We start from the raw sequence: 12,499 nt of genomic DNA on the forward strand, positions 1-12,499 counted from the left end.
ACGGCCATCGGTCAGTACGCCCCGTGCGCGCGAACGACCGAGCGAACCGTGCGGAACAGGAGGATGACGTCGCCGGTCAGCGACCAGTTCTCGACGTAGTAGAGGTCGAGGCGCACGCTGTCCTCCCAGGAGAGGTCGGACCGGCCCTGGGTCTGCCAGAGGCCCGTGATGCCCGGCCGCACCAGCAGGCGCCGATTCATCCACTCGTCGTACCGCTCGACCTCCGACGCGAGCGGCGGACGAGGCCCGACGAGCGACATCTCGCCCAGCAGGACGTTGACCAGCTGCGGCAGCTCATCGAGGCTCCACCGCCGCAGGAAGGCGCCGACGCGAGTGACCCGCGGATCGGCCTTCAGCTTGAAGAGCACGCCGTTGCCATCGGAGCTGTCGAGGAGCGTGGGGAGCTGGGCTTCGGCATCCACCACCATCGAACGGAACTTCAGCATGTGGAATCGCTTGCCGTTGATGCCGACGCGCTCCTGGGTGAAGAATGCGGGGCCGGGGCTGTCACGGCGCACCATCAGGGCGAGCACGAGGAACACCGGGCTGAGGACCACGAGGGCGATCGAGCCGGCCACGAGGTCGAAGGCGCGCTTCGCCGCGTACTTGCGTCCCTCGAACTCGGGGAAGTCGACCTGGATGAGCGGGAGCCCCGCGACGGGCCGGGCATGGATTCGTGGGCCGGCGACATCGGTGAGCGCCGGGGCCACGATCAGGTTCGTCGACGTCGTCTCGAGCTGCCAGCCGATCTCGCGCATGCCCCGCGGGTCGATCGTGTCGGCGCCGGTGAAGATAACGGTGTCGGCGCGCGCCTGCTCCAGAGCCTGGGAGAGGCTCCCGTAGTCACCGAGGACTGGGATGCCGGGCGCAAGTTCCGCGTCGGACGTGCCGTGCTCGGTGATCGCACCGACGAGGACGATGCCCATGCTGCCGTCGCGGGACATCTGCTTGGCGACGTGCACCGACTTCTGGCGCTCGCCCATGAGGATCGCGCGATGCGAGTAAGCGCCCGTCGCGCGACGGTGCAGGAGCCACTTGCGCCAGCCCCATCGAGCGAGCAGCAGGAGTGAGAGCCCCAACGGCAGTGCGATCAGCAGGTACCCGCGGCCGACCTCCGACTGCAGGGCGAACGCGAGCACCGCGACGACCACGAACATGCGGATGGTGGCATCGGCGATGCGCCGGTACTCGGCCGTGCCCGTGCCGACGATGGTGCGGTCACGGGTGCCGAAGAAGGAGAGCGCCGCGAACCAGCCGAGCACGAGGATCGCGCTCACCACCGAGTAGCTGACCACAACCGTGGGGTCGTCATCGCTCGGGATGCGGACGGCTCGATCGTCGAAGCCGAACCGGAGCAGTTGCGATCCGTAGACGGCAACGACGACCACGACGAGATCGGTGACGAGCAGCCGCCAGGCGTAGGCGTGCTGCCACGCGGCGACGACCGCAGACGGTGAGTCGATGGACGACTGTCGCGTCAGGGTCATGACCATCTCCCCCGCCCGCCCCCGGGTGGGCGGACTGCACGAACCCCGCCGTTCGGGCGGCGGGACATGCGCTAGGCTACCCCGCCCGGCCGTGTCACTGGAGGGCTCTGTGCAAAGTGTCCCCCGAAATGGGGTCCCGAGTTCTCCTCAGTTCGCCGCCTCCGGCGCATCAGGCATCTCGGCGGGGCGCTGCCGCCACCGGATCGGTGCGATCGCGGCCGCTCGCCCACCGGAGCAGGCGTTCCAACGGCCCGCGGCCGAGGTAGCGGCGCCAGAGCCACGCGAACACCATCGACCCGACCACGAGCCCGACGAGCAGCGGCCACGAGTCATCCGTGGCGACGCCGTCCTCCTCGCGGATCGCGAGCGCGATCACGACCAGGTGGATCGTGTAGATGCTGAGCGGCATGCCGCCCATGGCGATGATCGGCGAGAGGGCCGTCGACGCGACGCGACGCACCGCAGGGCGCGCGAGCGCCGTGAGCGTGAGCATCGCCGCCACCACGAGGGCGCCGACGCCCACGTTCCCCAGCGCCTCGAGCGACGCGCGGAGCGGCACCGACCAGCCCGCCTCGCTCACGAGCTCGGGCGCCGGCAGCTGCGCGGCGAGTGGAAGGAAGACGGATGCCGCCGCCGTGCCGGCGAGCGCGGTATACCCGACCACGCGCGGCGATTGGAGGTCCATTCGCGCCATCGCGAGCCCGATCAGCATCACGGCGACCCAGACGACCACGGGATACGCGCCGCCGACGACCCAGTCGGAGAGGAATTTGAGGGGGGTCAGCCGCACTGCGGCGACGAAGTCGGTGCGGGCGCCGAGCTCGGCGAGGGCGGGGCTGACGGCGAGGAGGCCGATTCCCAGCGCGAGCGCACCGCGCGGCGGCAGGAACAGCAGCGGCAGCAGCACGAGGAACGCGACCCCGTACACGTCGAGGATGATGAAGACGAGCGGGTCGAGGGTGACCCAGATGAGCATGCCGAGCGCGATGAGGATGACCGCGCGCACGGCGATCTGGCGCCGAAGCTCGGAGCGATCCGCGATCATCGGACGGGCGCCCCCGGTCATCAGCCCCAGTCCGATGCCGGCGGTCAGGGCGAAGAGCAGGCGGGGGCGCTCGTCGGCGATCGCGATGAGCTCGGCCACCTCCGGAGTCGCGACGGCCGGGGAGACGTGCGCCACGAACATGCCGATGAGGGCGAGCCCGCGGGCGGCGTCGACCCCGTCGACGCGGCGTGGCATCCGCTGCGCATCGACCGTCATGCTGCCATGCTCGCACCTCGATGGGCGCGTGTGGGCGGCATCCGTCAGTGGCGGCCATTCAGTGGCGGCCGTCAGTGGCGGCCGTTCAGTGGCGGCCGTTCAGTGGCGGCCGTTCAGGACCCCGCCGCTCTCCTCGAGGTAGCAGACGCCGCAGAGGGACTCGTAGGTGACCTCCTCGCCGTCGATCGCGACCTGGTCGCCGTCGAACACGAACCGGCCGTCGAAGAGGCGGCCGTTGAAGATGGCCTTGCGTCCGCAGCGGCAGATGGTCTTCAGCTCCTCGATGCTGTGCGCGATCTCGAGGAGGCGCCGGCTGCCGGGAAACGCGGCCGTCTGGAAGTCGGTACGGATGCCGTACGCCAGCACGGGGATGTCGTCCATGAGGGCGATGCGCAGCAGGTCGTCGACCTGCTCGGCGGTGAGGAACTGCGCCTCGTCGATGAGCAGGCAGCTCACGTCGCGTCCGGACACCTCGATGACCCGTGATCGGTAGTGCTGGAAGCGCTCGAGCGCGTTCGCGTCGTGGTCGATCATGAAGTCGACGTCGCGCGCCACGCCGAGCCGCGACACGATGCTGAGGTCCCCCTTCGTGTCGACGGCAGGCTTCGCGAGCAGCACCTCGTGGCCGCGTTCCTCGTAGTTGAAGGCCGCCTGGAGCAACGCCGTCGACTTGCCGGAGTTCATCGCGCCGTAGCGGAAGTACAACTTCGCCATCTACTCGAGGAATCCGTCCTCCGCCGCACGGCGGATCAGTTCGGCCTTCCGGCTCGCCGGCCGGCCGACTCGTGCGTACTTCTCGCGCACGCGCCGCAGGTACGTCTTCGCGGTCTCGTAGCCCACGTCCATGCGGTCGGCCACCTCGGCGGTGGAGTGCCCCTCGGCGTACAGCCGCAGGGCGCGCTCCTCCGCGGCGCTGAGGTGCGCCGAGCCGGGCTCCGCCGGCGTTGCGGCCGTGCCGGCGTCGCGGCGGGCGCTCCCGGTCGACGGATGCCGCCGCAGCCGCTCCCCGCGTGCAGCGCGCCGTGCGAGGTCGATGAGCTCCGCCACGGACAGTGTCTTGGAAACGAAGCCCGCCGCGCCGGCGGCGAGGCACCGCGCCCGGGAGCCCTCGTCGTCGAGCGCGCTCACGACGAGCACCTTCGCCCCCGCGGCCCGGCAGGCACGGATGCGGGATTCGATCGAGACGCCGTCGCCGAGCTGGAGGTCCATCAGCACGAGGTCGACGGGGAAGGCGGGGTCGCGGATGAGATCCATCCAGGTGGTGGCGCGCACGGCGACCACGAAGTCCGGGGCGTGATCGCCGAACCACATGGCGAGGCTGTCGACGATGAGGCCGTGGTCGTCGAGCAGCGCGAGGCGCACGCGTTCGTCCGCGGGGGTGCCGGGGGGCGCCGCGGGCGGGGCTGGCGACGGGGCCGGCGGGATCGACGCCTCACTCGGGGACATGACGCAACTCCACCTTCACATTCTCCTCTGTCAGCGTGGCCTCCGCGCCCATGGCAACCGCGCGGGCCACCGCGGTGAAGCGATCGAGCTCACGACGGGCCGGCGGCGACGACCCGTGCTCGGCCACGATCGAGACGCCGCGACGATCGGGCTCGCCGTGCAGCGCCACGTGGATCCTCGCCGACCGACCCGCGTCGCCGAGCCACACCAGCAGCGCCGTGAGGGCGGAACGCTGGTCGTCATTCAGGTCCTCGGCCGCGCCGGTCGGGTCGTCGATCACGACGGGGATGCCGCGCGTCGACTGCAGGTCTGCCGCGAGCTCGTCGAGCCACGTCGACTCGATGCCCGCCTTGAGTGCGTGCCGCAACGTCTCGGCGAGCTCACGGGCGCGATCGGCATCGGCGACCGAGATGCGGTCGGCGGTCATGACGCCCGCGAGGAACGGCAGCACCTCCCGACCGAGCACCGACACGCGGCTCTGCTGCACGGACCGGGCGATCCCGGCACGGAGCTCCGCGTCGCGCTGCAGCGCGGCGCGATTGGCCTCCCGCTGCCAGGCGAGCGTCTCGTCGACGACCGCGGCGGAGTACCCGGCCGCCGCCGCCGCGAGGGCGAGCACCGCGGCCGAGTTCAGTGCGATGAGCGAGGCGACGGGTGCGTCCACGGCGATCGCCGAGGCCGATCCGACGACGAGGAGGGAGAGCACGGCCGCGGAGATCACGCCGGCGAGCAGCAGTGAGACCCACGTGCAGTACGGCGCGACGCTGAGGATGAGCGTGCCGACGACGATGGAGCCGAAGTCGTCGTAGATCGAGGTGTTGGCACCGATGGTGCTGATGTACTCGGCGATCGCCGCGGCGACCGCGAGCGCCACGATGAGCCACAGGCGCTCCGAGGTGAACGGAGCCCGCGACGGCGCCACGGAGATCGCCGCGACGACTCCCGCCGCACCCACGAGCCCGATCGCGATGAAGGCGGCGAGCGGCCTGCCGACCTCGTCCCAGTGCACGATCGTCAGCACGATCGAGGCTCCGAACGCCAGGGCCGCGCCGATCGCGACGAGCGGTGTCGCCGAGATGCCCCCGAGCGGGTCGGCTTCCTGCTGGGTGAGGGGCATCCTGCTCATTCGCCGCCCTCGGGCACGGCCATCACGACGGTGGTGCCGATGCCCTTCGTCGACCAGAGGCGCACCGTGCCGTCCTCCTGCTCGATGCGAGCGCGGATCGAGGTACGGAGCCCGATGCGATCCTCCGGCACGTCGCCCTCGTCGAATCCGACGCCGCTGTCCATGACGGCGACGGTCACCTCGCCGTCGCTGAAACCGATCGCCACCTCCGCCTCACGCACGCCCGCGTGCCTCGCGATGTTGACGAGACACTGGGCGACGGCCGCGTCGAGCGCGGCGGCGCGGCCCGGCCCGAGTACGCCGAGCACCGCGAGGTCCCCGCTCATCCGCACTTCGAGCCCGAGGTTCACGGCGGCGGTGGACGCGGCCTCGAGCGTCGGCGGCGCGGTGTCGTCTGCTGCGCGGGCCGGTCCGCCGGGCCGGCTCGGCTGCGGCAGCAGGCCTGCTTCCGCATCGGCCTGTGCGTGGTCGATCGCCCAGTCGCGACCGACGATGAGGCTGAGATCTTCGCGGATGCCAAGCCTGAGCCGCTCGTCGACCGGCCCGGATCCGGCGGCGGCGATCGCCACGAGGTGACTGAGCGCGGTGTCGTGCAGTCGCGCGGTGGCACGGAGTTCGTAGTCGTGGCGGATGGCGAGCTCGCGCGTCTGCTGGCTCGCGCGGTGGAGTCCCGTCTCACGCCGGGCGTCGGTTCGGCGGCTGAGCCCCTCGGAGCCGCGTGCGAGGACGAGCATGCCGAGGGCGGCCGCGGCGGCGACATTGGGCGTCCACACGCCGCCCGCCAGGGCCGCGCCGAGGAACGTGGCAGCCTCGCCCAAGCCGTAGCCGAGCGCGCCCCACGTGATGGCGATCAGCGATCCCGAGCCGGCACCGCCGACGAGGATCAGGGCGATGCGCGGCAGTGCGAGCATCACGTTGTCGGTCGACCGCAGCCCGTAGGCCGGGTCCATCACGATCACGGTGAGGGCGAGCACCGCCCCTGTCCCGGCGACGAGGTAGATGAGGGTGAGCGTCACCGTCGGGAATCGGGCGACGAGCACCAGGATCCCGGCGAGCAGGGTCGACAGCGCCGCCGTGGTCCATCCGGCGGGGTCGGCCTCCTCGGTCGCGCCCATGACGCCGATGAAGACCGCGATGCCGAGGCACACCCACGCCGCGCAGTGACCACCGTGCGCGAGCGCCCGGCTCAGCGAATCTCGCGCGAGGTGTCCCGGCAACCCCAGGGTCATCGTGGTCCTCCACTCGGGCGCCGGCGGGTGATCGGGTGCGCCCCCGGCCTTCTGCGGATTATCGCAGTTCCACGCCGCATACGTCGTCGCCCGCCGACCGCCGAAGCGGGGTTCAGAAGAGCGCCGACGGATCGGGCGGCCGACCGAACACATCGGGCAGCGACCCCGAGGCGTGGCGCGGGGGCGCCGTCGTGGGCGCCGACGACCGCACGCCGCCCGTCACGGGATCCTCACGCCCCTGCTCCAGCCCGTGCGCTCGGATGAGGGGCCGCATCCGCTGTCCGAGCCAGCGGCGGTACTCCTTGGGCGCGTACGAGTTGTTGCCGTAGTACATCGACCGGTACTTCGGCACCAGTTCGGGGTGCTCGCGCTCGAGCCACTGCATGAACCACGGCTTCACTCCCGGCCTGAGGTGCAGCGCCGTGTAGAGCACGCTCGTCGCTCCGGCGCCCTTGGCCTGGCGCAGCGCCTCGTCGAGGTGGACCCTCGTGTCGGTGAGGTACGGGAGGATCGGCATGAGGAACACCGCGCAGTCGAGGCCCGCGTCGCGCACCGCCGTGACGGTCGCGAGCCGCGCCTGCGTGCTCGGCGTGCCCGGCTCGACCGACTGCTGCAGCTCGTGATCGTAGACCGCGATCGACATGGCCAGGTCGACGGGCACGCGCGTCGCGGCATCCGCCAGCTGCGGCAGGTCACGGCGCAGCAGCGTTCCCTTGGTGAGGATGCTGAACGGCGTGCCGCTCGTCGTGAGCGCGTCGATGATGCCCGGCATCAGCGAGTACCGGCCCTCGGCGCGCTGGTAGGGGTCGGTGTTGGTGCCGAGGGCCACGTGCTCGTGCCGCCAGGCCGGCTTCACGAGCTCGGTGCGCAGCACCTCGGCCACGTTCACCTTCACGATGATCTGCCGGTCGAAGTCGTCGCCGGCGTCGAGGTCGAGGTACGTGTGCGTGGGGCGGGCGAAGCAGTTGTGGCTCACGACGCCGTTCGCAATGAAGTCGCCCGTGGTCGTGGTGATGTCCATCAGCTCCCGGTCTCCGTGGAGCGCGTCGATCGACACCACGCGAAGATCCGCCGTGGACTTGATCGCAGCACCGGCAATGGCCAGCTTCCTGGTAATCGCGGGCTGTGCCAGCGCGAAGAACGTGTTGCGAGCGGGCAAGCCACCCGTCAGTCGGATCGTGGTGACGCCGTTTGGTCGCGCGGCCTCGCGTGTGAACGAGAGGCCGAATCGATCAAGGCTCCGCTCGATGGCGGTGAGCACCGCGTCGTCCTCGTTGGAGATGCGGAGGATGCCTCGGCTGCACGACCCCTCGGCGTCGAAGATTCCGCCGAGATAACCGGCCGCCCACTTGTCCGTGCGTTCAGCAGGCCATGAGATCACGCTCGATATCGCTCCGAAGTGAGCTTGCGCCGCGGTCCTGATGCCGTACATCGCGCGTCGGTTCGCGCTGGCGACCGAGAATTGGAAGGGATTCGTCATGATCCCGAACCTCTCCAGGAAGACGCGCGTTCGGTCAAGCCCTTCGACATCTGCGAGTGCAAGACGGAACTGACGATGCACATAGGTGCTTCCACGTGCGCGTGTGTACTCACGGGTGAACAAGAGCCCGTCGCCGCGGATCATGCCGGTGAGGTAGCCACGAGCGTAGTCCTCCGACAGCACCGAGATCTGACGAGCGATGCCGCTGCGACCGAATCCCATCAGCGAGTTCCCGGTCGTCAGGTACGGTCGCTGACCGTGTCCAGCCATCGAGCCGGTCACGTGCTTCCAACCACGTTCGGTGAGGAACCGGTGGTCGCCGCTCGCGACGAGCGTCGTGCCGTCGGCGAGCGTGACGCGGTACGCGGGTTTGCGGTTCGTCCACTTCGCCAGGACCTTGGCCGGAGTGTATCGGCGGTATCGGCCCGCAACCCGAGTGCCCAGCACCACATCGCCGACCTCGACCGCCCACAACGGCTTCTCACGGCCATCGCTCATGGTGATCACCGTTTCGGGATCTATGCAGTACACGCACGCGTGGCTGCAGCCACGGTACGGGTTGATGGTCCAGCCGAACGGCACCACCGACTGGCCCGGAACCTTGTTGAGCGCCGACTTCGCGAGCACCTCGTGGAAGGTCACGCCCGCGAACTCGGGCGTCTGCACCGAGCGCACGAGGTTGTTCAGCTTCGCGAGCCCGGGAAGCGTGCCCGCCTGCTCGACACCGAGCTCCTGTCCACTCCATCGCATCTGCTCATTCGAACACATGTTCGAATGAGAGGCAAGTGGATGCCCCGGCGCGCCGCCCCGCGTCGAGCTCGAGCCGCTCCCCCACCCAGCGCCGTCGGAGCCACCGGTCGTGGCTCGCGATCACCACGGCGCCCGGATACGTGCCGAGCGCCTCCTCGAGGTCGGTCGCGAGCGCGAGCGAGAGGTGGTTCGTCGGCTCATCCAGGAGGAACACGTGCGGCGGCCGCGCGATCACGAGCGCGAGGGCGAGCCGCCGCTGCTGCCCCACCGAGAGCGATCCGACCGGGCGGGACTCGTCACGCGGCGCGATGAGCCCGAGGCTGCCGAGCGGCACCTGCTCGGCGCGCCGCTCGCCGAGCACGCGCTCGTACAGGTGCCTCGGCGAGGCATCCGGATCGGCGAAGCGCACGTCCTGCTCGAGGAGCTGCGCACGCAGGCCCCTGCGCCGGTGCACGACACCGCGGTCGACTGCGAGGGTGCCTGCGAGCACGCCGAGGAGCGTGGACTTGCCGGCACCGTTCGCACCGGTCACCAGCAGCCGCGTGAGCGGCGCCACCTGCAACGCGTCGAGCTCGAGTCGGCCGTCGATCGCGACATCCGACAGCTGCAACAGCAGGCCGGATGCCTCCTCGAGCGCGTGCGAACCCGACGGGATGCCCGCGAACGCGAGCGGCGTCGGGGGCCTGCCGACCTGTTCCCGCTCGAGCGTCGCGAGGCGCTGCTCGGCGTTGCGCACCCGACGGGAGACCGCCTGTTCGACCCTGCCGCCCTTGAAGTGCTTCAGGAACTTGTCGTTGTCGGTGGCCGCCCGGCCGCGCGCGACGTGTCGCGTCGCAGACCCCGCGACGGCGTGCCGCAGGCGCTGCAGCTCCTCCTGCTCGTCATCGTACTGACCCTGCCAGCGGCGCTGCTCCGCCGCCTTGACGACGAGGAACTCGCTGAAGCCGCCGCCGAAGACGGTGCCTCCGGATGCCGCGAGCGCGTCGTCGCGGGTCGAGCCCCGGCTCGCGCCCCCGGCCCCGTCGGCGAGCGCGAGCGCGCCCGCAAGCCCCGGGTCGAGGTCGAGGAGTCCGGTCGCGACCCGGTCGAGGAACTCGCGGTCGTGGCTCGCGAAGACCACGGGGCCGCGCCAGGCGCGGAGACGGTCCTCGAGGAATGCGGCCGCGGCGTCGTCGAGGTGGTTGGTGGGCTCGTCGAGCAGCAGCGCGTCGGGCGCGCGGAGCAGCAGCGCCGCTAGGGCGAACCGACTGCGCTGGCCGCCCGAGATCTCGCCGATGCGACGATCGAGCCCGAGACCGGCGACGCCGAGCCCCTCGAGGAGCTCGTCGCGGCGCGCGTCGGCCGACCACACCTCGGCGCGCTCGGCGGCGTCGAGGGCGTCGGCGTACCGCCTCTCGGCCGCTGACTCCGACACTGATGCGAAAACCGCATCAGTGTCGGAGTCGCCGGCGGCGACAGCCGCGTCGGCCGCGTCGGCCGCACGGCCGCCGTCGGGGGATGCGAGCGCGGCGGCGGCCTCGTCGAGCTCGCGCTCGATCGACCGGACCTCGGCCAGTGCGTCCTCGAGGATCTCGCCGACCACGTCATGCGCCGCGAACGGCAGCTCCTGCGCGAGCAGGCCGGTGCGCGCCGGACGGGTGAGCCGCCCCGCCACGGCGGCCTCGCCGATCGGAGCGGACGCGGCATCCGGCCCGCCGCTCTCGCCCGCGAGGAGCCGGAGCAGCGTCGACTTGCCGGCGCCGTTCTCGCCGATGAGCCCGAGTCGCTGGCCGGGCGCGACGGAGAACCCGAGGTCGGTGAAGATGCGCCGATCGGGGTATGCGGCCGAGAGTCCGTCGGCGCGGAGGTGAAGGGAATGGGAGACGTGTACAGCCATGCGGGAACGTCCGTTCGCGAGTGCTCCCGGGTCGCGGGCCGTCGCCGCCGAGGGCGCGCACGCGGCACGGCGGCGCGGTCGGCGACCCGGGAGCGGATGGATGAGTCCCGCCCGGCATTCGCCGTCGCGAAGGTGCGCGCGACACTGTCGCGATCAGTGGAAGTGCACACCCGGAGTCAACGGCGCCTCAGGCGCGGGACGATGGGATGTGCTCACTTCATAGCGGGGTCGACAGTAGCAGACGCGGCGCGGGCTTGCCAAGGCGCGGTACCGATCCCGCGATCGCCGTAACGCCGCGGGCTACGCGCTGAGCTCGAGCACCTTCGCCGTCTCGGCGAGCGAGGCCGCGGCAACCTCGGGATCCGCCGAGAGGGTCGTTCCGTAGCTCGGGATCATCTCGCGCAGCTTCGGCTCCCACCCCGCGAACCGGTCGGGAAAGCACCGTGCGAGCACGTCGAGCATGATCGGCACGGCGGTCGAGGCGCCGGGGGAGGCGCCGAGGAGCCCCGCGATGGTGCCGTCGGCACCCGTGATGAGCTCGGTGCCGAACTGGAGCACGCCGCCCTTCTGCGGGTCGCGCTTCATGACCTGCACGCGCTGGCCGGCGGTGATGAGCTCCCAGTCGCGATCCTTGGCGGTGGGCATGAACTCGCGCAGTGCCGCGAGCTTCTTCGCACGCGAGGCGAGCAGCTCGGACGCGAGGTACTTCACGAGGTCGAAGTTCTTGAGGGCGACCTGCAGCATCGGCCCGAGGTTGTGCAGGCGTACCGAGAACGGCAGGTCGAACCAGGTGCTCGTCTTCAGGAACTTCGGCGTGAAGCCGGCGTACGGCCCGAAGAGGAGCGCCGTCTCGCCGTCGACGACGCGCGTGTCGAGGTGCGGCACCGACATGGGCGGCGCGCCGACGGCGGCCTTGCCGTAGACCTTCGCCTGATGCTGCGCGACGATCTTGGGGTTGGTCGTGCGCAGGAACTGGCCCGAGATCGGGAACCCCCCGAACCCCTTGATCTCGGGGATGCCGGCATGCTGCAGCAGTGCGAGGGCGCCGCCGCCCGCCCCGACGAACACGAACCTCGCGGTGACGGTCTTCGGCGTCTGGCCCACGGTGTGGCGCACGCGGAGCTTCCACGTGCCGTCCTTCTGGCGCTTGAGCCAGGTCACCTGGTGGTTGGTCTGGATGGATGCCCCGCGACGGGCCATGTCCTCGAAGAGGTATCGGGTGAGGGCACCGAAGTCCACGTCGGTGCCGGCTGCGATGCGGGTCGCCGCGACCTTCTGGCTGGGGTTGCGCTTCTTGGCGAGCATCGGCGTCCACTCGGCGATGCGCTCGAGCTCTTCGGTGTACTCGAGATCGGGGAACAGCGGCTCGTCCTTGAGTGCCGCGACGCGCTTGCGCAAGTACTCGACGTTCGCCTCGCCCTTGACGAAGGTCATGTGCGGGGTGGAGTTGATGAAGTTGTGGGGCTCGGGCAGGGCACCCGTGGACACGAGGTACGCCCAGTACTGCCGGCTGACCTGGAACTGCTCGTTGATCGACACGGCCTTCGCGGCGTCGACGGTGCCATCGTGGTTCTCGGGCATGTAGTTGAGCTCGCAGAGTGCCGCATGGCCGGTACCGGCGTTGTTCCACGCGTTCGAGGACTCCTGGGCCACCTCGCCGAGTCGCTCGTAGACGCGGATGCTCCAGTCCGGCTCCAGTTGGGAGATCAGGGAGCCGAGCGTCGCGCTCATGATGCCCCCGCCGATGAGTACGACGTCGACGGATTCCTCTGAAGTCACGATTTCCAGTCTAGAGGAGTTGAGATGGTGCCCTTGACCGCGTATCATCGCGCGGCCGCCGCCGT

General features: G+C 70.6%; 9 protein-coding genes. All 9 read right to left on the bottom strand.

The window, feature by feature from the left end:
- Window positions 1–11 precede the first annotated feature (11 nt).
- The gene (locus IEX31_RS15470; protein WP_188744303.1) at window positions 12–1,487 is read right to left on the bottom strand and encodes a sugar transferase; all 1,476 of its coding nucleotides are present in this window, start codon (window positions 1,485–1,487) and stop codon (window positions 12–14) included.
- Between the two features lie 169 nt (window positions 1,488–1,656).
- Complete coding sequence (locus IEX31_RS15475; RefSeq protein ID WP_188744304.1) at window positions 1,657–2,748, bottom strand: heparan-alpha-glucosaminide N-acetyltransferase domain-containing protein; 1,092 nt, start codon at window positions 2,746–2,748, stop codon at window positions 1,657–1,659.
- Between the two features lie 99 nt (window positions 2,749–2,847).
- Window positions 2,848–3,462, bottom strand: a complete 615-nt coding sequence (locus IEX31_RS15480; RefSeq protein WP_188744305.1) for a thymidine kinase — start codon at window positions 3,460–3,462, stop codon at window positions 2,848–2,850.
- Window positions 3,463–4,194: a response regulator transcription factor gene (locus IEX31_RS15485; RefSeq protein WP_188744306.1), complete on the bottom strand. Its 732-nt coding sequence runs from the start codon at window positions 4,192–4,194 to the stop codon at window positions 3,463–3,465. It lies immediately after the preceding gene.
- Window positions 4,181–5,311 carry a hypothetical protein gene (locus tag IEX31_RS15490; RefSeq protein ID WP_188744307.1) on the bottom strand — a complete coding sequence of 377 codons (1,131 nt, stop codon included), beginning with the start codon at window positions 5,309–5,311 and terminating at the stop codon, window positions 4,181–4,183. Before IEX31_RS15490 ends, IEX31_RS15485 begins: the two co-directional genes overlap by 14 nt.
- A 5-nt stretch (window positions 5,312–5,316) precedes the next feature.
- Entirely contained in the window at window positions 5,317–6,549 is a 1,233-nt protein-coding gene (locus IEX31_RS15495) for a sensor histidine kinase (RefSeq protein ID WP_188744308.1), read from the bottom strand.
- 112 nt (window positions 6,550–6,661) lie between these two features.
- Window positions 6,662–8,797: an intein-containing Rv2578c family radical SAM protein gene (locus tag IEX31_RS15500; RefSeq protein ID WP_373285535.1), complete on the bottom strand. Its 2,136-nt coding sequence runs from the start codon at window positions 8,795–8,797 to the stop codon at window positions 6,662–6,664.
- Window positions 8,784–10,655 carry an ABC-F family ATP-binding cassette domain-containing protein gene (locus IEX31_RS15505; RefSeq protein WP_188744310.1) on the bottom strand — a complete coding sequence of 624 codons (1,872 nt, stop codon included), beginning with the start codon at window positions 10,653–10,655 and terminating at the stop codon, window positions 8,784–8,786. Before IEX31_RS15505 ends, IEX31_RS15500 begins: the two co-directional genes overlap by 14 nt.
- A gap of 300 nt (window positions 10,656–10,955) precedes the next feature.
- Window positions 10,956–12,482 carry a malate:quinone oxidoreductase gene (locus tag IEX31_RS15510; protein ID WP_188744311.1) on the bottom strand — a complete coding sequence of 509 codons (1,527 nt, stop codon included), beginning with the start codon at window positions 12,480–12,482 and terminating at the stop codon, window positions 10,956–10,958.
- Window positions 12,483–12,499 lie beyond the last annotated feature (17 nt).

The organism is Agromyces bauzanensis, from assembly GCF_014645655.1.
GTDB classification, from domain to species: Bacteria; Actinomycetota; Actinomycetes; order Actinomycetales; family Microbacteriaceae; genus Agromyces; species Agromyces bauzanensis.

What these genes read in the sequence shown, in the direction of transcription:
- IEX31_RS15470 (WP_188744303.1), bottom strand. Translation starts at nt 1,487, where the DNA reads ATGACCCTGACGCGACAGTCGTCCATCGACTCACCGTCTGCGGTCGTC.
- IEX31_RS15475 (WP_188744304.1), bottom strand. Translation starts at nt 2,748, where the DNA reads ATGACGGTCGATGCGCAGCGGATGCCACGCCGCGTCGACGGGGTCGAC.
- IEX31_RS15480 (WP_188744305.1), bottom strand. Translation starts at nt 3,462, where the DNA reads ATGGCGAAGTTGTACTTCCGCTACGGCGCGATGAACTCCGGCAAGTCG.
- IEX31_RS15485 (WP_188744306.1), bottom strand. Translation starts at nt 4,194, where the DNA reads ATGTCCCCGAGTGAGGCGTCGATCCCGCCGGCCCCGTCGCCAGCCCCG.
- IEX31_RS15490 (WP_188744307.1), bottom strand. Translation starts at nt 5,311, where the DNA reads ATGCCCCTCACCCAGCAGGAAGCCGACCCGCTCGGGGGCATCTCGGCG.
- IEX31_RS15495 (WP_188744308.1), bottom strand. Translation starts at nt 6,549, where the DNA reads ATGACCCTGGGGTTGCCGGGACACCTCGCGCGAGATTCGCTGAGCCGG.
- IEX31_RS15500 (WP_373285535.1), bottom strand. Translation starts at nt 8,797, where the DNA reads ATGTGTTCGAATGAGCAGATGCGATGGAGTGGACAGGAGCTCGGTGTC.
- IEX31_RS15505 (WP_188744310.1), bottom strand. Translation starts at nt 10,655, where the DNA reads ATGGCTGTACACGTCTCCCATTCCCTTCACCTCCGCGCCGACGGACTC.
- IEX31_RS15510 (WP_188744311.1), bottom strand. Translation starts at nt 12,482, where the DNA reads ATGATACGCGGTCAAGGGCACCATCTCAACTCCTCTAGACTGGAAATC.